Raw genomic sequence first — 22,058 nt, forward strand, 5'->3', positions numbered from 1 at the left:
GAAATGCAAGCGGATCTTGCGGTATCGCATAGCACCGGCTCGCGGCCGCCGAATCGACGCCACTGACCCGTTTTCGTCACGCTAGCCCCAGTTCCATTGGCACTTGTTCCCACGTCTACTTTCTGCCCGGTCGACCTCATAACCTCAGCGGCAGTGGTCTTTTCACGCCCCCGAAAGGAACCGATGCGCCGGACCTCCGCATGTAAGCGCTCGCCCGTGCGAAGCCGTCGATTCTCCTGACGGATCGCCGTATCGGCCTCGCCTTCCCCGGTCGAGTTCGTTCGATCATTCAGCTCGCCGTCAACCCCGCCCCACCTGCACCGTCCACGTCGACGGCCTCCTCAGCTCTGTCGGCACGAGTCTTCGACCGATTCGGTCGAGCCATCGGGGTGGTTACCGATCGATTCGAACTCTGGTCGGAGATCTCGCGTCATCGGTAAACCACCCTGTTGGATCAGCGCGGCATCGATGAGAAATTGCGGCTGAAGCCCCTGTTACTCCATTGCACCGGTCATCCACAACGCGCTGATCGGCAGGCAGGAAAGGCCGTCGCCGAACGGGAGCTGCTGGTCGCCGCAGTAGAGGACGAAACCCGCGTGGAACCGATCGCCGATTCGGCGTCGCAGGGCTCGAAGGGATCTGAAGTCGGCGGTGCGGATCGTTTCCGCGGCTTTCACCTCGATAGCTACCACGCGGCCCGCGCTGTCCTCGAGTATCGCGTCGACCTCGTACTGGTCGCGGTCGCGATAATGGTGGATTCTTGCCATGGTCTGGCTCCACGTGACCTGTCGGATGAGCTCGCCCAGCACGAAGGACTCGATGAGACCACCTGTGTTCGCATCATTGGTAATTCCGGTGACCAGATGTGAGGCGAGACCGGAATCGCTGAAGATCAGCTTCGGCGTGCCGATCGCTCGCGTAGTCCCATTGGATGACCATGCTGGGATCAGCCGGACCAGACACGAGTTCCAAGAGTCCGATGTAATCGCGAATCGTGCTGGTCGGAACCCCGAGGTCCGACGACAAACGGCTGTAGTTGAGCAACCCGCCGGTCTGCGCGGCGAGGGTGGAGATGAGGCGACGCATGTCGGAAAGGCGTTGAATATCCGCGACCTGATGGATATCTCGACTGATAATGTCGTCGAGATAGGATTTGAAAAACTGAGCGCGGCGGCGCGGGGCTGTTCGCCGAATAGCCTCGGGGTATCCGCCGCATGCGGCGATATTCACGTAGTCCCTGCGACGTAACTCGGACGGTGAGACTCGCAGTCGGTCGCCGTCGCTGAATGCCGCATCGATGAATCCGTCAGGTGTGCCGTGTATTTCACCCTGGGACAGGGGGAACAGTTCGATGGTTTTCGACCGACCCGGCAGGGAGTCGGGCAGTGTGCCGAGTCCGAGCAGTCGTGCTGAGCCCGTCAGTAGGAATCGACCGGGTCGTGGGTCGCGATCGACGGTGTTCTTGATGGCCAACCACAGCTCCGGAACGCGCTGAACCTCATCGATCAACATGGTCCCCGGCGCATCCAGAAAAGCGACCGGATCGGCCTCTGCTGAGGCTCGTGTCCGTGGGTCGTCGAGATAACGCTTGACCGTGTCGGGGCGGTCACCCAGGCATCGCTCGGCGAGCGTGCTCTTGCCAGTCTGACGTGCACCGTTGACGATGACGACACGAGTGTCATCGAGAGCCTCGGTGACCAGCGCCGCAGCATGGCGAGGCAGGTAGTCGACAGCTTGCCGCATACGGATATCGTACGTGATGGCCGTGGATCTGCCGGTATGACCGCCGTGGATCTGCCGGATATCCTGTCGCGGATCTGCCGGGGTGGTCGCCGTGGATCTGCCGGGTGTTCGGGCGTGGATCTGCCGAGGCTGGAGTGCCCAGAAGGCGGCGTCGAAAGTTGCGCACCCGACGCTTCTGATCGCGGGGTTCCGACTCGGATTTCGCTACAGTGTCGCGGCTATATGGTCTCGCCTCCGTAAGAATTCACTCGCGAAGTGGGCGACGGCGTAGCCCCGGGTATCCGGGGTTGTGGTCGAACAACCTCCATTGATCCCCGCGGTTTGCGACCGGTCAACAGCGTCTTCGGCAAACACCCCTGACCGTAGGGGTGCGCGGAATATCGCAACCGTCGAGTTCATCGCCAATCGTGTCGGTGACCGACTCCGATTCGGAGTTCTCGTCGCCAACAGCACCATTCGCACTGGCCAGCCCGGTAACAACACCGCCCGTGGTCGTTCTTCGAACCTGTACGGTTACGACCTACTCGTCCCATCATTGGACGGATTCGCCGATAGCGGCAATGATTGCGCTGGTTCCAATTTTGGGGCGCATCCGAAGAGAGAGAAAATTCAATGGGATTGATGGGTAGGGTCGGCTTCGCCCTCGCGGTGAGCAGCCTTGCGGTGGGGTCTGTGCTGGGTGCGGGGTCCGCGGACGCCGCCGGCTATTACGCGGCGATCGCGGTGAGCGGCAGCGAGTGGACATACGGGGCGAGCGTCGACGAGGCGAACTTCGATGACGCGCGGGCCGCGGCGCTCGCCGACTGCGGCGTCGCCGACTGCGAGGTGCTTGCCTCGTGGGCGAACGGATGCGGTGCGTTGGTCGAGAGTAAAGAGGGTGTGGCCGTCGGGTCCGGTCCGAACCGGGCCGAGGCCGAGCGCGCCGCCTATCGGCGGCTGACGGAGATCACCCCGACGGCGCAACTCGCCGCCTTCGGCTCCGTCGACCTGAGCGGCGCGAAGATCGTCGAGGTCATCTGCACGAGCAACGCTCGCTGACCCGACAGTGAGATTCCGGGCCGGATATCCCTCGGGGATTCCGGCCCGGTCACATCGGTTCGAATTCTTTCCCCCTATCGATCTCGGCTTCCGCTCCCTCGGTTGCGCTGCTGCGTAGAAGGTTGAAGTCGGATCCACAAATCCAGGTGTGCGGATTGGTCACCGTCCCCGAGTATGTTGTCGCGCATGGATTTCGAACTGCCGCCGCCCGAAGTGATCTGGGATCGCACAGCAGCGGCCAGTGGCGTGGCCCCGTGTACTCATGGCGAGGTTCCTGTACACGATCGTGACCGGTTCTCGGCGAAGGTGTGCAGGGGACGGCTCATCGACGAGGACGGCTCGGGCAATTGGTACGCGCTGGCGCAACCGAGTCCGGATCGTGCGGTGCTCTTCGGCTGGGATGAGTCGCACCGGCTCGATGAGGACCATGACGCCTGGTCGAGTGCCCCCGACTGGGTCCGCGCGATCGATACTTCCATCGATGACTACCGGATCATCGGTCGTCGCGCGAGCTTCGTGCGCTGGCGGGATGCAAAACTGTGGCATCCGGCGTCGTCACACCCCGCGTCGCCGGATCTGCCCGACGACGGCTTGTTCATGCGGTTGCAGCCGATATCGAACCCGATGTGGCACAACCGATATGGACCTGCGGTCGATCGGCCGACCGCCGTTGCCGCGGCCCACGGCTTCGAACCCGACGAACCCGACGCTCGGTACCGCCGGATCGCAGTGCAATCGGCGACGGTGAGGGAGGCGGTGACCGTTTTCATCGAGATCGATGAGGAGGGATACGAGACCCGCCGGATCGAGCATTTCATCGACGGACGGGTCGGGTGCGGTGAATCCTGTGCGTCGAGTGAACTCACAGAGGTCGCCGACGACCCTTTCGACGCGCCCGAGCACATCTGTCAACGGCCGAGCGTCGAGGTCGTCGCGATCACACCGGAGGAATTCCAGATCGAATGGATCCATGCTTGCGGCGCGGACTGAACCTGTGTTCCGGTCCCACGGTGTCGCGCTTCAACTCCGACTCGGCGTTTCATGTTCCTCGCGGCGGTGACTTCGATCCGGGCGCCCCATTCTCGAACGGGGCGCCCGGTAGGTCAGAGGACGTACAGCAATTCCTGATAGGTCGGCAGCGGCCAGAGGTCGTCGGCAACAACGGATTCCAGGGTGTCCGCGGCCGCGCGGACCGCGGCCATCGCGGGCAGCAGACTGTCGCGGGCGTGCTCCGCTTCGTCGTAGGCGGTGCCGCCGGGATGCTGGGCGAGTGCGTCGGCGAGTGAACTCAGTGCTGTTCGCAGGTCGGTCAGCGGTGCGGACACCTCTTTCAGCATGTCGGTATCGGCCGGGAATCCTGCTGCCGTGAGGGCCGCGATGTTCTGCGCCACCTCTGTCTGGTACCGCATCGCGGCGGGCAGGATGGTCGTCGAGCCCATCTCGAGGGTCAGCCGTGCCTCCACACCGATTGTCAGGGCGTACTGCTCGAGCCCGATCTCGTAGCGGCTGTGCATTTCCCGGCCGTTGAACACCTGGTACTTCTCGAACAGTTCGATCGCGGAATCGGTGATCAGTTCGGGCAGGGCGTCGAGGGTGGTCCGGAGATTCGGCAGCCCGCGGGTCGCCGCCTCCTGCTGCCACATATCGGAGTATCCGTCACCGTTGAACACGACCTTGCCGTGATCGGTGATGATCGCGGTGAGCAGATTCTGCACGGCGGTGTCGAACGGCGTCCCGTCGGCGACCGCGGTCTCGAGTTCGGTCGCGATGTAATCGAGCGATTCGGCAAGAATCGTGTTGAGCGTGACGATCGGGACACTCACTGTTTGCATCGAGCCGGGTGCACGGAATTCGAACCTGTTGCCGGTGAACGCGAATGGACTGGTGCGGTTGCGGTCGCCCGGATCGGTCGGCAGCACCGGCAGGGTGTCGGCGCCGATGATGAGGGAGCCTTTACCCTTCGACGAGGTCGCCGCGCCCTTGGCGATCTGCTCGAACACGTCGGCCAGCTGGTCGCCGAGGAAGATCGAAATGATCGCGGGCGGAGCCTCGTTCGCTCCGAGCCGATGATCGTTGGTGGCCGAGGCGACCGAGGCGCGAAGCAGCCCGGCGTACCTGTGCACCGCCCGGATGAACGCGGCGCAGAACACCAGGAATTGCGCGTTGTCGTGCGGAGTGTCGCCCGGCACCAGCAGGCTGCCGAGTTCGGCGTTGCCGACAGAGAAGTTGACGTGCTTACCGGAGCCGTTCACGCCGCTGAAGGGCTTCTCGTGGAACAGGCACTCCATGCCGTGTTTCTTGGCGACGGTCTTGAACGTCGTCATCAACAGTTGCTGATGGTCGGCCGCGACATTGCCGCGTTCGAACATCGGTGCGATCTCGAATTGCCCCGGTGCGACCTCGTTATGCCTGGTCTTGGCAGGAATGCCGAGTTTGAACAGCTCCCTTTCGGTGTCCATCATGAAACCGAGCACGCGTTCCGGGATCGCCCCGAAATAGTGGTCGTCGAACTCCTGGCCCTTCGGCGGCTTCGCGCCGAACAGGGTGCGCCCCGCGTTGAGGAGATCGGGCCGGGCGAGGAAGAAATGCCGGTCGATCAGGAAGTACTCCTGCTCGGGCCCGCAGAAGGAGACCACGGGTGCCGGATTCTCGTGACCGAAGAGTTTCAGAATCCGCATCGCGTGCCGACCCATCGCTTGCTGCGAACGCAACAACGGAGTCTTGTGGTCCAGCGCCTCACCGGTCATCGAGACGAAAACCGTGGGAATGCAGAGGGTATTACCGTTCGGATTTTCCAGCACGTACGCGGGACTTGTCACGTCCCAGCCCGTGTAGCCGCGCGCTTCGAAGGTATTGCGCAGCCCGCCGTTCGGAAAACTCGAGGCATCGGGTTCGCCCTGGATCAACGTCTTGCCGGCGAATTCGGCCAGCGCGGAGCCGTCGGCCAGCGGTTCGAGGAAACTGTCGTGTTTTTCCGCGGTGAGCCCGGTCAGCGGATAGAAGACATGCGCGTAGTGGGTCGCGCCCTTCTCCAGGGCCCAATCCTTCATCGCCGCCGCCACCGCGTCGGCGACCATCGGATCCAGCGGCGCCCCGCGTTCGATGGTGGCGACCACCGATTTGTACACCGACTTCGGCAACCGCTTCTGCATCACGGCGACGTTGAACACGTTGTCACCGAAAATCTCACCCGGCGTTTCCGATTCGTCGGCGTTCATCGTCGGCGGCACATACGCCTCGACGGCCCTGATCGCCTCGATCCGTACGCGGTTTCCAGTCATTGTCCTACCCCTTGCCCGATGCGGCTCCGCATCCGCGTGCTGAACCCGATCGCGCAACTCTACGAACCCCCGATAGCCAGGATGTTTCGTTGCTGTCACCTCCGCGAGACCAGGGCGCTTTCCCGCACAGACCCGGGGGTGGGCACGGTGTCACAGACCCGCTGATGTCGACCCCTTACCTTGCGCGGGAAAGAGGCGCACAATAACTGTGTATACCGGCTTCAAGGTGTGTGATCGGTGGGTTGCTGGATGCCCGCCGACGACATTCGGACGGGCATCCTCGGTGATGATCGCGTCCCCCATACCGGGCCGTGGCGCCCTGGATTCACCGTCGGCATCGCGGCCCGCGAGCCATATCGACGCCGGGCACCGCGGATGCTGCCCGTAGCGACTACGAGCCGCTTCGCCGGTTCGGCACCCAATAGATAGGAAACCCCATGTCGGAGCAGAACAAGGCCGCCGCCAAGCGCGTCTTCGACGCTTGGAACATGCGAGATCTCGATGTATTCGACGAGGTGATCTCGGCCGACTACATCGACCACGATCCGCAGAACCCGTTCGCCGATACCCACGGCCCCGAGGGCCTCAAGCGACTCGCGCAGATGTATCTCGCCGCGTTCTCGGATCAACGGTTCCTGGTCAACGAACAGATCGCCGAAGGCGATTTCGTCACCACCCGATGGACGGGGACCGGAACCAATGACGGCGAGATGATGGGAATGCACGCGACCGGCAAATCCGCGGTCGTGCAAGGTATAACCATCAATCGCTGCCAGGACGGCAAGATCGTCGAAAGCTGGGGATGCTGGGATGCGCTCGGAATGATGCAGCAACTCGGCCTCGTCCAATCGGCAAGCTCCGCGACAACCTGACCGGCCGCGCTGCCCTGGAGCAGACCTGCTGTCTCCTCGATGTGGCACCCCGGAGAATCGAGCGCGTCGTGGCTTAGCTCCCGGCCTCATAGCGATGGATAGCGTGCGTTGCTATCCTGGGACGATGACCAAGACGATCACGCAAGCAGAGTTGCGCAACGGCAGCGCGGGTGTGATGGATGCGCTCGAGGCGGGTGACGATTTCATCATCACCCGCAACGGGCACCCGGTTGGGGAGCTACGTCCGGTCCGTGCGAAACGAGATATCACGACCGCCGACTTGAAGGCGCGGTTCGCACGTTTCGCGGCGGCAGGCACTGCGGTTGAGGAGCGCGCGGAAATCGACGCCGCGTTCGGCGAGGATCGTCTCGATGATTGATGCGCCGACCGACCGGCATCCCGAAGGTCTGCTCGATACGTGCGTTCTCATCGATATCGCGCGGATCGATGACGCAGATCTTCCGGTGCGTCCGCGAATCAGCACGGTTACGCTGGCCGAACTCGGGCTCGGCATCGCCTTGGCCGACGATCCGAAATCATTGGCCTTTCGCACGGAGCGTTTGCTCGAGGTCGAGCACGCATTCGACGCGCTGCCATTGTGCTCGGCTGCCGCACGTCGATTCGCGACGATGGCCAAACTGGTCGTCGCGGCAGGTCGGAATCCCAAGCCGCGCAGGATGGATCTGCTGATCGCGGCTATCGCGTCAGCGAACGATCTTCCGCTCTACACCGCCAACGCCGATGACTTCCTGGGGCTCGACCCCGTTCTGACACTGGTGCCGGTCCGGGGATAGACCGTTCGAGCGGGGCACCGCCGCTCTCGAGGCTTTCCGGGGCGCGACTTGCGCCGCCGTACTGCTCCTCGATGTGAGGGTGCGAGGTCAACGGGCGACCACGTCCTCGCCCAGGAATCCGCCCGACTGGTGCCGCCACAACTGTGCGTACGCTCCCTGCGCGCACAGCAGTTGTTCGTGCGTTCCTTCCTCGAGGATTCGCCCGTGGTCGAGCACCACCAGTCGGTCCATTCCGGCCACGGTGCTCAGCCGGTGCGCCACGACCAGCGCGGTGCGGCCTTCCATCAACTCCCAGAGGGCTTGCTGCACAAGCGATTCGCTCTCCGAGTCGAGCGCGCTGGTCGCCTCGTCCAGGAGCAGGATGGGTGCGTCCCGCAGGATCGCCCTGGCCAGCGCGACCCGCTGGCGCTGGCCGCCGGAGAGTTTCACGCCGCGCTCGCCGATGAGCGTATCCATGCCCTGTGGCAGTGCGTCCACGAATTCGGTGACATGGGCGGCCTCGGCGGCCCGCAGGATCTCCTCGTCCGTGGCTTCCGGGCGTGCGAACCGGATGTTCTCGCTCAGGGTCCGGTGGAACATGGCGGGCTCCTGCGGCACGTAGGCGATGAGACTGCGCAGATCCGCCTGCCGCAGCCGGGCGATGTCCTGCCCGCCGATGCGTATGGTTCCGGATTGCAGATCCATCAACCGCAGCAGCAGTTGGGTGATGGTGGTCTTGCCGCCGCCGGATCGTCCGACCAGGCCCACCTTGGCGCCGCTCGGCACGTGCAGGTCCAATCCGTGGAACAGTTGCCGCGCACCCCCGTGGGTGAAGTTCACCGAATCGAACCGCACGTCGAAGCCTGTGGGCCGCAGTGGTTCCGGATGTGCGGCGTCGAGTACCTTCGGCTCGTCGAGCAGTAGTTCGGTGAACTGCGCGGCCTCGGTGAGCACGGTCTCCAGCCGTCGGTAGATCTGATTGAACCGGAACATGATCCCGGTGGCGTTGAAGTAGTAGGTGAATGCCACCACGATGGCCTCCACCCCCATGTTGTCGCCGCTGAGGCCCACCGCGATCAGCAGCCCCATCACATTGGTGAGCACCAGCAGCGGCGCCACCAATGTGTCTATTCTCAGGTTCGCGTAATCCCAGGAGCGCAACGACTTTCGTCGCGACGAGGCGACGCGCCGCCGATGTTCGTCCGCCTCCTGCGGTTCGGCGGCGAAGGCGCGGACCACCTGCATATTCGCCAGGCTGTCGGCCACATGTCCGGAAACCCGCGCGATGGCCGCCTCACGGTCGTCGACGAGTTTCTGGCGGCGCTGGACCAAGGGGGTGATGACCAGCGCGGTCACCACGATCATCCCCATCAGTACGACGACCAGCATGGGGTTGTAGTGCCACAACACCACCGAGGCGAAGATCAGCGGCACCAGCGCGGCCATGATCTCGAAGGCGAGGGTGTCGACGAACTGTTCGAAGCGAGCCGCGAAGCTGAGCGAGCGTTTCGTCAGCGAACCGGCGAAATTGTTGTGGAAGAAGGCCGCGTCCTTCGCGAGCAATTTGTCCATAGCGACCACGTAAAGGTGCTCGATGCCGTAGGCGTCGACCCGGTTCAGGCAGTGAATCCCGATGCGCCACAGCAGTTCGGCGAAGAACAGGGCTCCGCCGAAGGCGAGGATGTAGGAACCCGACGCGCCTAAACCGGTATCCCCGGTCGCCGCGACCCGGCTGACCATCATGGCGACGATCAGCGGTGCGATGTACAGGTTGCAGATATTGCCGAGCGCGGGCGCCAGTAGCGCCGGAATCGTGAGGGCCTTACGGGAGGCCATCTCCCGGCCGTATAAGCGCAGTACCAGCTTGATCGCCGTCGCACGCGATTGCATGATCCCCCTGTCGTCTCGAATCAACGAACGATGCAGGTGATCGATGATCCCGTGTCCGGGCTGGTTGCCGCCAGCGAATATTTCGCCTGCGGCGTGTCGGGACGCACTCCGCGTCGAAGGGGATAGGCCCGTCGGTGCTCGAAAGTGGTTGCGGCGTTGATCAACTGCGACCACCGATGAACGCGGCAGCCGTCGATGTCCTGTCCGACAGTGGAGGTAGATTGCAGGGCGTCTACGTTCGAAGGGGGAGATCGTGTATCCACAACAGCCATATGGTCGAGAGGGCCAGCCGGGGTATCCGCCACAGGGGCAGCAGGGTTCGCGCCACAGCCCGGAATCGCGCCGCCGCCGAGTCATCCCCAGGGTTACGCGCCTCGACCGGCACACGGCAATCCGATCTATCCGCCACAGCAGCAAGGGTTTTCGGGTCAGCATGGTGGCTTCGCGCCATCCCACCCCGACCAGCCGATCGATGTGACGTACGTCTGCGACGAGAACACCGCGCGGCGGCTGACTCGCGGCCGAGCGCTGATCACCTGGCGGCTGCCGTGCAAATGGGGAGTCCTGCTCGCCCTGCCCGCGTTCCTGCTCGCGCGCGGGACGATCGCGACGATGTCCAACGGGGGAGACGCGAAGATCGGCGAGATGCTGGGCGCGTTCCTCGTCGTGCTGGCTTTCGAACTGGTGGTGGTCGCGCTGATCACCGGTGTCCAACTGGCCCGGGTGAATCCCGCGTTCCTCGCGATCGCCGGTCCGGGACAGCGGATGTCGGCGCGCTACACCACCGACGCGATGGAACTGCATCAGAGCAGCGGTCAGGTCACCAATCGATACGTCGACATCAAGCGGGTCATCGTCAGCGGGGACGTTGTCTACCTTCAACCGAGGGGAACCAGCGGCTTCTTCGTTCCCCGCGAGATCGTCCCGGCGGAGGCGTTGGCACGCCTGCGTGCGGCGCGTCGCTGAAGGCCGTCTGTATTCGGGCGAGGTGGGGTTTGCGCCGCGGGCCGATGCCCGGTTCTGCGGGGTCACCTCGCCCGTTCGGCCCGCGCCGAAGTAGGCGTGGGGAGTGGCGGCGGAAGCTCTGACCAAGGCGGCAACGGCGGTTCGGTCATCATCGGACGTCGGGCGAGGCGCCGCCCTCGACCCCGAGCGCGCGCCGGTCAGAGCGCCCGCTTGAGCCCGACGTGACTGTTGCCGTATCCGAGCCGCGCGTAGAAGGTATGGGCTCGCTCGCGGACCCGGTCCGTGGTCACCTGCGCGAGTGTCGCCCCTCGGTGCCTGCCGTGGTCGTGCGCCCATTCGAGCATCGCGGTTCCGATACCGCGTGAGCGTTGCGTGGCGGCGACCCGTACTCCCTCGATCTGGAGGCGGGTGGTGCCGCTGCGGGAAAGCCCGGGAATGATGGTGAGCTGCATGGTGCCGACGATCCGGTCGTCCTCGTCCCGGACCACCGCCAGATAGTGCGAGGCGTCCCTGGTGACGGCGTCGTACGCCTCCTCGTAGCGGGCGATCTCGGAACCCTCACGGGCACCGCCGATCTCGTCGTCGGAGAGCAGCGCGACCAGCGCGGGGACATCGGCACGCGCCGCCCGCTGCACACGATAGATCCGATCGCCGAGTCGGAGTCGACCGCCGACCGAAGCCCGCGCCCGTGCTCGCAGCCGGGCGATCAGCGTGTCCAGCCAGCCGCCGACGTGCCGCCTGGCCTCGGGGGTGTCCGGGTACCGGCAGCGCAGATGCAGGCCCGCCTCGTCGAGGACGAACCAGAGCATGACGCCGTCGGTCCGAATCGTCGCGCCGACGTACTGCGCCTCCAAACCGGTCGCGTCGACTCGCACAGGCAGCCGACGCAGGTCAAGCCACGAAATCGCGAACATCCCCGGTGCCTCGGGCATCCCGCCCCACGGACGCAAGATGTCGGCCAGTGGCCAGGATCCCATCCGGACGGCCTCCTTCACCGCCTCCGCGCTGGCACGGGGATCGGAGTCGGCGGACTCGAGCACCGAGTTGGTGATGAACCACCCCACCGAGTCGTGCCAGGTGGTGTCGTACCGGCTGTGCACCGGAAACACGGCCCGCAATGCGGTGCCCGCCAACTCGCGGGTCACCTCGGTCATCGCCCCGACCACCAGCGCCAAGGTCGAGACGCCGTCGTCGCGGGCCTGCGCCGAGAACGCGGCGCTGTCGTCGACGTCGAGGACATCGCGCACTTCCACGCGCTCCTCCTGCAACGTCGCCTCACCCAGCGACAGCGGGAACCGCGGCATCACGCCACCGCTGCCCGCCAGCACCTCCGTCCACCGACGGTGCACTTCGGGGGGCGCGGGCGGGCGGTCCCGCAACGCGCGGGTGTGCTCCGCGAACGCGGGTGCGGGCGGTAACGACGGCGAACCACCCTTCTGCACCGCGGCCAGCGCGGCGAGCAGATCGCGCGCGATCACCAGCATCGACCACATGTCGACGTGCGAATGGTCGGCGGCGATCACCACCGTCGGCCCCATCGCGGTCTCGAGCACACACAGCCGGTGCGACGGACGACCGTACGGTGAACAAGCACGGTCGAGCACCACGCGGAGCGCGTCGTTGACCGCCTGCCCCGGAGCGATCACATGCTCGACCCAACCGCCGGGGAGAATATCGACCTCGTGCAGCCCAGGCTCGCCGTCCTCGCCCGGCACGAAGACCGAGCGCAGGGTGCCGTGCCGTTCGATCACCGCCAACCAGGCGGTCGCGAGTTCGTCGGGCAGCACCGGCGCGGAAAGCCTGAACGACAACGCCATCCAGGATCCCGCTCGGTCGCCCGCGCCGACGTGGCGTCGCTGATCGAAGGAGACGGGAAGCGAACGGCCCACCCGACCCGTGGTGACATCGAAGCCCAACAGGCGGCCGAACGGCAGGCGCAGGTGCGCGACATTGGTCAGCCGCATGACGGTATCCTAGGCGTTCCCGAGCGCTCGCCGTCTCACCAGCACCCTGGAGCCACCGTGCCGACCTTCCGCGTTCCCGGCGCCGACCTCGATGTCGAACTCAGCGACGAGGGTGGCCACCCCGTCGTCCAACTCCACGGCCTCACCTCCAGCCGTCATCGCGACCGCCTGATGGACCTCGATCTCGGCCGCGGACTCAGTGGAACCCGACTGCTGCGCTACGACGCGCGCGGCCACGGCCACTCGACCGGACGCGCCGTCCCCGAGGACTACCGCTGGCCCGCGCTCGCCGACGACCTCCTGAAACTGCTCGACCACTGGTTCCCCGGTGAGAAGGTGCACGGCGTCGGTCCTTCGATGGGCACCGGAACACTGCTGCACGCCGCCGTCCTCGACCCCGCCCGCTTCGCGGGCCTCACGCTGCTCGTACCCGCGACCGCCTGGCAGACCCGCGCCGCGAAGGCCGACATCTACCGCAAGAACGCCCGCCTGATCGAGGAACAGGGCCTCGCCGCCTTCCTCGACGCCGATCTCGCCGCGCCCCGCCCGCCCGCCACCGTCGGAACGCCGGAAACCGGTCCGGACGTGGCCGAACACCTCCTGCCCTCACTGTTCCGCGGTGCGGCGATGAGCGACCTGCCCGCGCCGGAGGCGATCACCGCGATCGAGGTGCCGACGACGGTGTTGGCCTGGATCGATGACCCCGCCCATCCGGTGTCGACCGCCGAGGCGCTGGTGGGTCTGCTGCCGAAGGCGACGATGGAGATCGCGCACACGCCGGACGATCTCGCGCGGTGGCCGAGCATTCTGTGCGAGGACGTGGCGCGACACCGGTAGGCGGACACAGGTTTTGACACTCGACCAACGCGATTTCCGCGCCGTCACCCCGCTCACCGGCCATGCCGCGTTCTACCGATCTGCCCCACGGCCACTGCGTGTGCCCGGGCATTGGTCGTCGTCGAGTTCATGGAGGTCGCGCCGTGGGTAGCATGAGTCGATGGTCATGCCGAGCACGCCGTGCGGTGAGCGTCCCGACCTTCCCGAGTCCATGACCTGGGAAGAGCTCGAGAAGTTGCCCGAGGAGATCGCCGCGCAGATCGAGCTGTGGGACGGCCGAGTCGTGTGGCTGCGGCGAGGCCCCGGAGAACATCAGATGGCGATGCGCCGCTTGACTCACGAAATAGAACGCTGTGCGAGTGACGAGATGCTGTCGCATCCGCAACGGTGTTGGCGAGTGAACCTGGAGACCAACGTCTTCTTCGGGTACACCGGCAAGTCCGACTTCGTGACACCGGACTTCATGATGCATCGTTGTCTTCCACCGGGTGCCGACGTTCGTGCGGCGGACACGGTGTTGGTCGGCGAGGTGCTCTCACCGTCGAATACCCCGGCCGACATCGAAGCGAAAAAGGCGCGGTACGCGGGCGGCGGTATCCCCTCGTACTGGGAAGTCGACCTGCGACAGGACCTCACCGGTATCGGCGCTCTGCGCGCGTACGTTTTGGAGATCGGACATGCTGAGCTTCCGCCAGGTGTGCGCCCGCTCCGGAACGCGAATTACCTTCTGGCTGGTGAGTGGACTCCCGATGCCGCGGCCGGGGTGTCGTTCCCCTATCCATTTTCGATAAATTTTCCCTGGTCGAAGCTGGTTTTCTGATAATCGACGACCCCGCCCATCCGGTGTCGACCGCCGAGGCGCTGGTGGGTCTGCTGCCGAAGGCGACGATGGAGACCGCGCACACGCCGGACGATCTCGCACGGTGGCCGAGCATCCTGTGCGAGGACGTGGCACGCCACAGGTAGGCCCGGCGCTCACCGGGCCACTTTCGCCTCTCCGGTAGAGCGACCGTTTCGTTGCGCTGGGAGCCGTGGGACGGGAACCCGGGCCTGTGCGGCATCACGCGAACGCCGAGAGATGGCGGGTGCAAATGCGGAAAATAACTGCTGTAAACGCGGAAGAGAACGCCATACCAGCTGTATCGACGGCACACTCACCGGAATCGCTCACCGACGGCTGACGGCGGTGGATGACCGAGGAGCCGGTGGTGGTCCTCAATGAGGAAGGCGCATTCGTTGTTCCGCTCGATGCACTGTGGAAATCCTGACTGCGTATCCGTTCGACGCTCGTCCCGAAAGCCTGCCTAGGTCGGGGTTCTGGGGCCGTCCAGTCGGGTGAGGCTACGGCCTGACCCGCAAACGATGTGCCCTCGGCAGGATTCGAACCTGCGACACCCGCTTTAGGAGAGCGGTGCTCTATCCCCTGAGCTACGAAGGCTGGTCTGGTGGGACGACCGCAGTCTACCGGGTGCACCCGGTAGGAGCCGCATCGTGTCGGGCTCGGTGGGTGCGTGAGGGGTGGGGAGGGGTTGTGTGCAGGGGTTTTCGGGCGGGATCAGAATCCGCCGTCGAAGCCTCCGCCGCCGTCGAAGCCTCCGCCGCCGTCGAAGCCGCCTCCGCCCCAGTCGCCGCCGGAACCGCCGTCCCAGCCGCCACCGGAGTCTGCGCCGGGATCGCCGCCTTGGTCGGGTCCGGGGTCGGAGCCGCCCGCGTCGAGGCCGTCCTGGTATCCCTCGCCGTATCCGCTCTCGAATCCCTGCGCTCCGTAGCCGACGCCGGACATGCCGGAGAAGAGGGAGGTGAAGAGGAGGGCGGAGCCGATGCCCCAGGCGCCCGCGACGAGGGCGGGTTGCCACCAGGGTTCGGAGTACCAGCCCGCGGGGACGGGGCGGCCGGCGACTCGGCCGCCGGGGTAGTAGTTGGGGGTGGAGCGGGAAGGGTTGGGGGAGGCGGCTATTCGGCGGCCGTCGTAGTCGATGACGCGGTCTTCGCTGACGGTGCCCGCGGCGGAGCGGCCTTCGAGTTCGGGGACGGTGGGGCCGGGGTCCATGCCCATCGCGGTGCGGGCGGCGCGGATGTAGTAGAGGCCCTCGATCGCGGTTTGCCTGGCGAGGCGGGCTTGGGTGGGGGTGCGGGACTGGTCGAGTTGGGAGCCTGCGGCGAGGTGGCGTTCGGAGGCGTCGACGAGGGCTTGCCGGGAGGCGTCGTCGGTGCCGGTGAGGTTGTAGATCTGGCCGCCGAGGCGTTCGTTGACCTGGCGGGCGTCGGCCAGTGCGTCGGCGAGTTCGGTCGCGGTGCGCTGCTGGGATCGGCGGGATACCACGATGAAAAGGGTGGCGACGACCGCGACGGCGAGGAGGAGGTACAGCCAGGTCATCGGCCTGCCTTCCGTCGGCGGATGCGAATATCCCCGAGTTTACCGGCGGATTGCTGAGACCCGGCTGAGCGGCGAATCAGCGCAGTGCGCGTTCGCCTTTCGCCTCCACGTAATTCGCCGGATCGAAGGTCTTCGTCTTCCACCGGTAGAGCACGGTCGCGCCGGGCCAGTTGTTGGTGATTCGGCCGGAGGCGTTGCGGTACCAGCTGGAACAGAAATTCCAGGGGGTGTCCTTCAAACGACGCTGCAACCAGTCGTCCCATTGCTGTTCGGCGTCGGCGCGGGGGGCGAGGAAATGGCCGGTGCGGCCGGACAGGTACTGCACCGCCTGGCGGATATAGCGGGCTTGGGATTCGAGCATGTAGATGATGGAACCGGAGCCGACATTGGTGTTCGGTCCGTACATCATGAACAGGTTCGGGAAGTTCGGCACGGTGACGCCGAGATAGGCGCGTGCGCCTTCGTCGCCCCAGACGTCGGTGAGTTTGCGTCCGCCGGTTCCGTAGATGTTCATCGGCGCGAGGAATTCGGTGCCTTTGAACCCGGTGCCGTAGACGATCACGTCGACGGGGTGTTCCACGCCGTCGACGGTGCGGATGCCGGTGGGGGTCACGGCCTCGATCGCGGTGGTCTCGACGGTGACGTTCGGCTGGGCGAGCGCGGGGAAGTATTCGTTGGAGAACAGTCCGCGTTTGCAGCCCGCGGCGTAGTCGGGGGTGAGTTTCGCGCGGAGTTCGGGATCGAGGACCTGTTTGGCGCGGTGCCGGTCGGCGAGGGCGATGACCGGGTTCTTCAGCGCGGGGATATCGGTCAGGGCCAGGGCGAGGAATTCGAACAGCGACCAGATCGCGAGGCGTTCGGCGAGCCGGGCGGGCGGCACGTATTTGAACAACTTCTTGTGCGCGGCACTGTATTCGGTGTCGAATTTCGGCAGGATCCAGGCCGCGGACCGCTGGAACAGGGTGAGGTGTTCGACCTGCGGCTGGATACGCGGAATGTATTGGATCGCACTGGCTCCGGTGCCGATGCAGGCCACTCGTTTACCGGTGAGGTCGACGTCGTGGTCCCATTCGGCGGAATGGAAGGCCGCGCCGCGGAAGGTGTCGATACCGGGCAGGTTCGGCATGGCGGGGCGTGAGAGCTGGCCGACGGCGGGAATGAGGATGTCGGCGGTGAGGGTCGCGCCGTCGCCGGTGGTGATATGCCAGCGGCCGGTCTTCTCGTCGAATTCGGCGTCGGTGACCTCGGTGCCGAAGCGGACGAAACTCGGCAGATCGTGCTTTTCGGCGACCGTCCGCATATAGGCGTGGATATCGGCCTGCTCGGAGAACCGCCGCGGCCAATCGGACTTCGGCTCGTACGACCAGGAGTACAGCGGTGAAGGCACGTCGCAGGCGGCGCCGGGATAGGTGTTCTCGCGCCAGACTCCACCGAGATCGGCTGCCTTCTCCAGGATGGTGAAGTTGTGCAGACCGGCTCGCCGGAGCTCGAGTGCCATTCCGAGTCCGGCGAATCCGGCGCCGATGATGATGATGGACGGCTCTGTCATGTTTCGAGCCTAGAACGCCGTCCCCCGGGTTGCCGAGAGAACGGCGGACATCAAATCGATATTTTCGGCCATCCGTCGGTCAGAGGTGCGGTGCGGCCTTCAGCACGTCGACGGCCTGCGCGACCGCCACGCGGGCGGCATCGATCAGGACATCGGGCCAGGCGTGAACTCAGCTGGCGGCGAGACCCCTGGCGATGACGAGGCGCTGGATCTGGTTGGTGCCCTCGAAGATCTGCATGACCTTGGCCTCGCGCATATAGCGCTCGACCGGGAAGTCCTGGGTGTAGCCGTATCCGCCGAAGACCTGCACGGCGTCGGTGGTGACCTTCATCGCGGCGTCGGTGGCGATCAGTTTGGCGACGCTGGCCTGGCGGGAGTAGGGCAGTCCGGCGTCGCGCCTGCGCGCGGCGTCGAGGTAGGTGGCCCGCGCGGAATCCACGGCGGCGGCCATATCGGCGAGCAGGAAGCCCAGGCCCTGGTGGTCGATGATGTTGCGGCCGAACGCCTCCCGCTCCTTGGCGTAGGCGACGGCGTCGTCGAGGGCGCGCTGGGCCAGGCCGGTCGCGACCGCGGCGATGCCGAGCCTGCCGGAATCGAGGGCGCTGAAGGCGATGGTGAGGCCCTGGCCCTCGGCGCCGACCAGGCGTTCGGCGGGGATGAACGCGTCGTCGTAGGCGGCGGTGGTGGTCGGGATGCCGCGCAGGCCCATCTTCTCCTCGGGCTTGCCGAAGCTCAGGCCCTCGGTGTCCTTGGGGACGAGGAAGCAGGAGATGCCCTTGGAACCCTCGCCGGTGCGCGCGAACAGGGTGTAGAAGTCGGCGCGGCCGCCGTTGGTGATCCACGCCTTCGAGCCGGTGATGCGGTATCCGCCGTCGACCTTGGTGGCGCGGCAGCGCAGCGCGGCGGCGTCGGAGCCGGCGTGCGGCTCGGAAAGGCTGTAGGCGCCGATGGTTTCGCCCGAGAGCATGTCGCCGAGCCAGCGCCCCTGCTGTTCCTCGGTGCCGAAGGCGTAGAGCGGATGACACGACAGGCTGTGCACACTCACCGCTACCGCGACCGCGGCCCAGCGGCTCGCCAATTCCTCCAGCACCTGGAGGTAGACCTCGTAGGGCTGCGCGCCGCCGCCGAACTCCTCCGGATACGGCAGGCTCAGCAGCCCGGCCGCGCCGAGCGCGGGGAAGACGCCCTCGGGAAAGGTGCCGGTCTTCTCACTGTCGACGACCCGCGGTTCGAGCACTTTGTCGGCGATATCGCGGGTCAGCTCGATGAGATCCCGGGACTCCTCTGTCGGCAGCATCCGATCAACTGGCATTCCCTTGTTCTACCGGTTGTCCTGCGCGGACGGTAGGGCGACCCCAGTTAGTGGCTATTAACTGATTGTTTTCTGCCGGAAGCGGGACTGGGCAGGCCGTCGGGATCGATCTATTATCTGCGTATGAATGCAGATAGTGGAGTATCGCGGCCTCCGCTGGCAGAAGACCAGGTGGGACTGGTCGTCGAGGTTTTCCGGATGCTGGCCGACCCGACCAGGGTGCGCATCCTGTGGGCACTGGTCGAGCGTGAACTCTCGGTCAACGATCTCGCGGGGCAGGTCGGCAAACCCGCGCCGTCGGTGTCGCAGCACCTCGCGAAACTGCGTATGGCCCGGCTGGTCCGACCGCGCCGGGCGGGTACGACCATCTACTACAGCCTGGAGAACGAGCACATTCTGCGGCTGGTGGTCGACGCGGTGCACAACGCCGAACACGCGGGGCCGGGGGTGCCGTCGCACCATCGCGCGGCCGCGCTCCGGGCCGTGCCGGATCGGGATCGCGAGGTTTCGGAATGAACCCGGGAAAACCGCCGGTCGGCGGTGAGGATTCGCGACCGGAGGGAGAGGCGCACGGTCGCGACCTTGACCAGCCGGCGCACAGCCACGGCGGGCATCATGCCCATGCTGGTCAGGGGCATCACAGCCACGATCACCCGCACGGGGTCCGTGGCATCCTGCGCGAGATCTTCGTACCGCATTCCCACGACCCGGCCGACAAGGTGGATGACGCGCTGGAGGCGGGGTCGATCGGGATCAGAGCGGTGAAGATCAGCCTCGCCGTGCTCGGATGCACCGCGATGCTCCAGGTCGTCGTCGTGGTGGTCTCGGGTTCGGTGGCGCTGGCGGCGGACACGATCCACAACTTCTCCGACGCGCTGACCGCCGTACCGCTGTGGATCGCCTTCGTGCTGGGGCGGCGCGCCGCGACCCGTCGCTATACCTACGGTTTCGGCCGGGCCGAGGATCTGGCCGGACTCTTCGTGGTCGGCATGATCGCACTGTCGGCGCTGATCGCGGGGTACGAGGCGGTGCGTCGGTTGATCGATCCGGTGCCGATCCAGCATCTCGGCGCGGTGGCGGCGGCCGGGGTGATCGGATTCCTCGGGAACGAGACGGTCGCGCTGTATCGGATCAGGGTGGGGCGGCGGATCGGTTCGGCGGCCCTGGTCGCCGACGGGCTACACGCCAGGACCGACGGGTTCACCTCGCTCGCGGTGCTGTTCGGCGCGGGCGGGGTCGCGCTCGGCTTCCCGCTCGCCGATCCGCTCGTCGGCCTGCTCATCACCGTCGCGATCCTCGCGGTTCTGCGGATCGCGGCGCGTGATGTATTCCGGCGGCTGATGGACGGGGTCGAACCGGCCCTGGTCTCGTCTGCCGAGCGCGCGCTGGCGGGTTCTTCGGGTGTTCTCGGTGTGCGCAGCCTGCGAATGCGCTGGATCGGGCATCGGTTGCACGCCGATGTGGAATTGGATATCGCCTCCACCATCACCCTGGCCGAGGCCCACAGACTGGCGCACGAGGCCGAGCACACTCTTGTCCATGTCGTCCCGCGACTGGATACCGCGGTGGTCCACGCCTATCCGGCGCACGCGTCGTGAAGTTCGGGCCGGGTTCTCGCGACCACGGCCGGTTGAAGCTTCATCAATGGGACAATTCCGCTTAGGCCGCTGGGCGATTGCTACTTGTGGGTAGCATTCTCCGGTGTGATGTGGCTCATGTCGGCCACCGAGGATAAAGGAGTTCCCATGTTGAGCACCATGCAGGACGAGCCGTTATCGCTGGCGACGCTGTTGAAATACGCGTCCACGTTCCAGGGCGACAGCACGGTGTCCACATGGACCGGAACCGGCGTGCGCACCATGACCTACCGCGAACTCGGCGCGGAGGCCGCGCGGCTGGCGAACGCGCTGCGCGGGCTCGGCATCGGCGTCGGTGACCGGGTCGCGACCTTCATGTGGAACAACAACGAGCACATGGTCGCCTACATCGCGGCGCCCGCCATGGGCGCGGTGCTGCACGCCCTCAATATCCGGCTGTTCCCCGAGCAGTTGGTCTACGTGGCCAACCACGCCGAGGACCAGGTGGTCATCGTGGACGGCACGCTGCTGCCGATGTTCGCCCAGTACCTGCCGAATCTGAAGACGGTGCGCCACGTCATCGTTGCCAACGGCGACGCCGCCGCACTGGAGGCGCCCGAGGGCGTGCGGGTGCACTCCTACACCGAACTCCTTGCCGCGCAGTCCGATACCTACGACTACCCGGTGATCGACGAACGGTCGGCGGCGGCCATGTGTTACACCTCGGGCACCACCGGCGACCCCAAGGGCGTGGTGTATTCGCACCGGTCCAACTGGCTGCACGCCATGCAGGTGATCTCGCCCAACAGCATGGGCTTCACCGAGGCGGACACCGTGCTCGCCATCGTCCCGCTGTTCCACGCGAACGCCTGGGGTCTGCCCTACGCCGCGTTGATGTCGGGCGCGAATGTGCTGATGCCAGACCGTTTCCTGCAACCCGGCCCGCTGCTGGAACTGATGGAATCGGAGAAGCCGACCTTCGCGGCGGCCGTGCCGACCATCTGGGGCGGCGTGCTGGCGGGTCTGGAAGCGAAACCGCAGGACATCAGCCACCTTCGCACCGTCGTGGTCGGCGGTTCGGCGGTCCCGCCCGCGATGATGCAGGCCTTCGAACAGCGTCACGGCGTGCGCATCCTGCACGCCTGGGGCATGACCGAGACCTCGCCGCTCGGCAGCGTCGCGCACCCGCCGTCGGGGGTGACCGGCGAGGAGGAATGGGAGTACCGCTTCACCCAGGGCCGATTCCCGGCGACCGTGCAGGCGCGCCTGGTCGACGACGAGGGCAAGGTGGTGCCCAACGACGGAGAGTCGCTGGGTGAGTTGGAGGTTCGCGGCCCGTGGATCACCGGCTCCTACTACTCGCCGGAGGGCGCGACGATCGACCCGGACAAGTTCGACGACGGCTGGCTGCGCACCGGCGACGTCGGCAAGATCACCCCGAACGGCTACCTGACACTGGTCGACCGCTCCAAGGACGTCATCAAGTCCGGCGGTGAGTGGATCTCCTCGGTGGATCTGGAGAACGCCGTGATGGGGCATCCCTCGGTCGCCGAGGCGGCGGTGATCGGTGTGCCGGACGAGAAATGGGACGAGCGCCCGCTGGTCGCGATCGTGCTCAAGGAAGGCGCGGAGCCGGGGGAGGGGCAAGCCACCGAACTGCGTGACTTCCTGTCCGGGAAATTCGCCAAATGGCAGCTGCCGGAACGCTGGACCTTCATCGCGGAGGTACCCAAGACCAGTGTCGGCAAATTCGACAAGAAGCGGCTGCGCGCCCAGTTCGCCGACGGCGATCTGACTGTCACGACACTGAGCTGAGGCGCTGAGTCGAGGCCAGTGAGCTGAGGCCGCTGAGCTGAGGCCGCTGAGCTCAGCCCACGGA

17 protein-coding genes, 1 tRNA gene and 1 pseudogene are annotated in these 22,058 nt (G+C 65.9%); 11 read left to right on the forward strand and 8 right to left on the reverse strand.

Annotation, left to right across the window (positions count from 1 at the left end; all coding sequences use genetic code 11):
• Positions 1-494 precede the first annotated feature (494 nt).
• Positions 495-1,743 (reverse strand): annotated as a pseudogene (locus tag DAT37_RS15085) (ATP-binding protein).
• 621 nt (positions 1,744-2,364) lie between these two features.
• Here DAT37_RS15085 and DAT37_RS15090 point away from each other — a divergent pair.
• Together DAT37_RS15090 and DAT37_RS15095 are read left to right on the forward strand one after the other, a co-directional pair.
• Positions 2,365-2,781, forward strand: a complete 417-nt coding sequence (locus DAT37_RS15090; RefSeq protein ID WP_232839755.1) for a DUF4189 domain-containing protein — start codon at positions 2,365-2,367, stop codon at positions 2,779-2,781.
• A gap of 186 nt (positions 2,782-2,967) precedes the next feature.
• The gene (locus DAT37_RS15095) at positions 2,968-3,771 is read left to right on the forward strand and encodes a DUF6881 domain-containing protein (protein WP_109525331.1); all 804 of its coding nucleotides are present in this window, start codon (positions 2,968-2,970) and stop codon (positions 3,769-3,771) included.
• A gap of 113 nt (positions 3,772-3,884) precedes the next feature.
• On the opposite strand, the gene DAT37_RS15100 is transcribed toward DAT37_RS15095, so the two are convergent.
• Entirely contained in the window at positions 3,885-6,062 is a 2,178-nt protein-coding gene (locus DAT37_RS15100) for a glutamine synthetase III family protein (protein ID WP_109525332.1), read from the reverse strand.
• A gap of 437 nt (positions 6,063-6,499) precedes the next feature.
• On the opposite strand from DAT37_RS15100, the gene DAT37_RS15105 reads away from it, so the two are divergent.
• The 3 genes from DAT37_RS15105 (at position 6,500) to DAT37_RS15115 (ending at position 7,728) form a co-directional block, all read left to right on the forward strand.
• Complete coding sequence (locus tag DAT37_RS15105) at positions 6,500-6,934, forward strand: ester cyclase (protein WP_109525333.1); 435 nt, start codon at positions 6,500-6,502, stop codon at positions 6,932-6,934.
• 124 nt (positions 6,935-7,058) lie between these two features.
• A complete protein-coding gene (locus DAT37_RS15110) occupies positions 7,059-7,313 on the forward strand; it encodes a type II toxin-antitoxin system Phd/YefM family antitoxin (RefSeq protein ID WP_109525334.1) in 255 nt (84 codons plus the stop codon).
• Complete coding sequence (locus tag DAT37_RS15115) at positions 7,306-7,728, forward strand: type II toxin-antitoxin system VapC family toxin (protein WP_109525335.1); 423 nt, start codon at positions 7,306-7,308, stop codon at positions 7,726-7,728. Before DAT37_RS15110 ends, DAT37_RS15115 begins: the two co-directional genes overlap by 8 nt.
• A gap of 87 nt (positions 7,729-7,815) precedes the next feature.
• Here the strand turns inward: DAT37_RS15115 and DAT37_RS15120 are convergent, their stop codons facing one another.
• Complete coding sequence (locus DAT37_RS15120) at positions 7,816-9,597, reverse strand: ABC transporter ATP-binding protein (RefSeq protein WP_232839756.1); 1,782 nt, start codon at positions 9,595-9,597, stop codon at positions 7,816-7,818.
• Positions 9,598-10,071: 474 nt separating this feature from the next.
• Here DAT37_RS15120 and DAT37_RS15125 point away from each other — a divergent pair, with 474 nt between their 5' ends.
• Positions 10,072-10,563: a hypothetical protein gene (locus tag DAT37_RS15125; RefSeq protein WP_109525336.1), complete on the forward strand. Its 492-nt coding sequence runs from the start codon at positions 10,072-10,074 to the stop codon at positions 10,561-10,563.
• A 197-nt stretch (positions 10,564-10,760) separates the two neighbouring features.
• Here DAT37_RS15125 and DAT37_RS15130 read toward each other — a convergent pair whose 3' ends face one another.
• A complete protein-coding gene (locus DAT37_RS15130) occupies positions 10,761-12,527 on the reverse strand; it encodes a GNAT family N-acetyltransferase (RefSeq protein ID WP_109525337.1) in 1,767 nt (588 codons plus the stop codon).
• 57 nt (positions 12,528-12,584) lie between these two features.
• On the opposite strand from DAT37_RS15130, the gene DAT37_RS15135 reads away from it, so the two are divergent.
• Complete coding sequence (locus DAT37_RS15135; RefSeq protein WP_109525338.1) at positions 12,585-13,364, forward strand: alpha/beta fold hydrolase; 780 nt, start codon at positions 12,585-12,587, stop codon at positions 13,362-13,364.
• 211 nt (positions 13,365-13,575) lie between these two features.
• Entirely contained in the window at positions 13,576-14,184 is a 609-nt protein-coding gene (locus DAT37_RS15140; RefSeq protein WP_109525647.1) for a Uma2 family endonuclease, read from the forward strand.
• Positions 14,185-14,729: 545 nt separating this feature from the next.
• Here the strand turns inward: DAT37_RS15140 and DAT37_RS15150 are convergent.
• The 4 genes from DAT37_RS15150 to DAT37_RS15165 form a co-directional block, all read right to left on the reverse strand.
• Positions 14,730-14,802, reverse strand: a tRNA-Arg gene (locus DAT37_RS15150).
• Positions 14,803-14,919: 117 nt separating this feature from the next.
• Entirely contained in the window at positions 14,920-15,741 is an 822-nt protein-coding gene (locus DAT37_RS15155; protein ID WP_109525339.1) for a hypothetical protein, read from the reverse strand.
• A 76-nt stretch (positions 15,742-15,817) separates the two neighbouring features.
• A complete protein-coding gene (locus DAT37_RS15160) occupies positions 15,818-17,290 on the reverse strand; it encodes a flavin-containing monooxygenase (protein ID WP_109525340.1) in 1,473 nt (490 codons plus the stop codon).
• A gap of 169 nt (positions 17,291-17,459) precedes the next feature.
• Positions 17,460-18,602 (reverse strand): acyl-CoA dehydrogenase family protein, encoded by a 1,143-nt coding sequence (locus DAT37_RS15165; protein WP_109525341.1) that lies wholly within the window; start codon positions 18,600-18,602, stop codon positions 17,460-17,462.
• Between the two features lie 123 nt (positions 18,603-18,725).
• Between DAT37_RS15165 and DAT37_RS15170 the strand changes: the two genes are divergently transcribed.
• The 3 genes from DAT37_RS15170 to DAT37_RS15180 all read left to right on the forward strand — a co-directional run bounded on the left by DAT37_RS15170 (position 18,726) and on the right by DAT37_RS15180 (position 21,994).
• The gene (locus tag DAT37_RS15170) at positions 18,726-19,118 is read left to right on the forward strand and encodes an ArsR/SmtB family transcription factor (protein ID WP_109525342.1); all 393 of its coding nucleotides are present in this window, start codon (positions 18,726-18,728) and stop codon (positions 19,116-19,118) included.
• Complete coding sequence (locus DAT37_RS15175; protein ID WP_109525343.1) at positions 19,115-20,200, forward strand: cation diffusion facilitator family transporter; 1,086 nt, start codon at positions 19,115-19,117, stop codon at positions 20,198-20,200. The genes DAT37_RS15170 and DAT37_RS15175 overlap by 4 nt, the downstream gene beginning before the upstream one ends.
• 147 nt (positions 20,201-20,347) lie before the next feature.
• Positions 20,348-21,994, forward strand: a complete 1,647-nt coding sequence (locus DAT37_RS15180; protein WP_109525648.1) for a long-chain fatty acid--CoA ligase — start codon at positions 20,348-20,350, stop codon at positions 21,992-21,994.
• Positions 21,995-22,058 lie beyond the last annotated feature (64 nt).

This window comes from Nocardia aurea, from assembly GCF_003123685.1.
Taxonomy (GTDB): domain Bacteria; phylum Actinomycetota; class Actinomycetes; order Mycobacteriales; family Mycobacteriaceae; genus Nocardia; species Nocardia aurea.

Bases quoted from the DNA above. Each gene is read 5' to 3' on its own strand.
- DAT37_RS15090 (WP_232839755.1), top strand. From the start codon at position 2,365: ATGGGTAGGGTCGGCTTCGCCCTCGCGGTGAGCAGCCTTGCGGTGGGG.
- DAT37_RS15095 (WP_109525331.1), top strand. From the start codon at position 2,968: ATGGATTTCGAACTGCCGCCGCCCGAAGTGATCTGGGATCGCACAGCA.
- DAT37_RS15100 (WP_109525332.1), bottom strand. From the start codon at position 6,062: ATGACTGGAAACCGCGTACGGATCGAGGCGATCAGGGCCGTCGAGGCG.
- DAT37_RS15105 (WP_109525333.1), top strand. From the start codon at position 6,500: ATGTCGGAGCAGAACAAGGCCGCCGCCAAGCGCGTCTTCGACGCTTGG.
- DAT37_RS15110 (WP_109525334.1), top strand. From the start codon at position 7,059: ATGACCAAGACGATCACGCAAGCAGAGTTGCGCAACGGCAGCGCGGGT.
- DAT37_RS15115 (WP_109525335.1), top strand. From the start codon at position 7,306: ATGATTGATGCGCCGACCGACCGGCATCCCGAAGGTCTGCTCGATACG.
- DAT37_RS15120 (WP_232839756.1), bottom strand. From the start codon at position 9,597: ATGCAATCGCGTGCGACGGCGATCAAGCTGGTACTGCGCTTATACGGC.
- DAT37_RS15130 (WP_109525337.1), bottom strand. From the start codon at position 12,527: ATGCGGCTGACCAATGTCGCGCACCTGCGCCTGCCGTTCGGCCGCCTG.
- DAT37_RS15140 (WP_109525647.1), top strand. From the start codon at position 13,576: ATGACCTGGGAAGAGCTCGAGAAGTTGCCCGAGGAGATCGCCGCGCAG.
- DAT37_RS15155 (WP_109525339.1), bottom strand. From the start codon at position 15,741: ATGACCTGGCTGTACCTCCTCCTCGCCGTCGCGGTCGTCGCCACCCTT.
- DAT37_RS15160 (WP_109525340.1), bottom strand. From the start codon at position 17,290: ATGACAGAGCCGTCCATCATCATCATCGGCGCCGGATTCGCCGGACTC.
- DAT37_RS15165 (WP_109525341.1), bottom strand. From the start codon at position 18,602: ATGCCAGTTGATCGGATGCTGCCGACAGAGGAGTCCCGGGATCTCATC.
- DAT37_RS15170 (WP_109525342.1), top strand. From the start codon at position 18,726: ATGAATGCAGATAGTGGAGTATCGCGGCCTCCGCTGGCAGAAGACCAG.
- DAT37_RS15175 (WP_109525343.1), top strand. From the start codon at position 19,115: ATGAACCCGGGAAAACCGCCGGTCGGCGGTGAGGATTCGCGACCGGAG.
- DAT37_RS15180 (WP_109525648.1), top strand. From the start codon at position 20,348: ATGTTGAGCACCATGCAGGACGAGCCGTTATCGCTGGCGACGCTGTTG.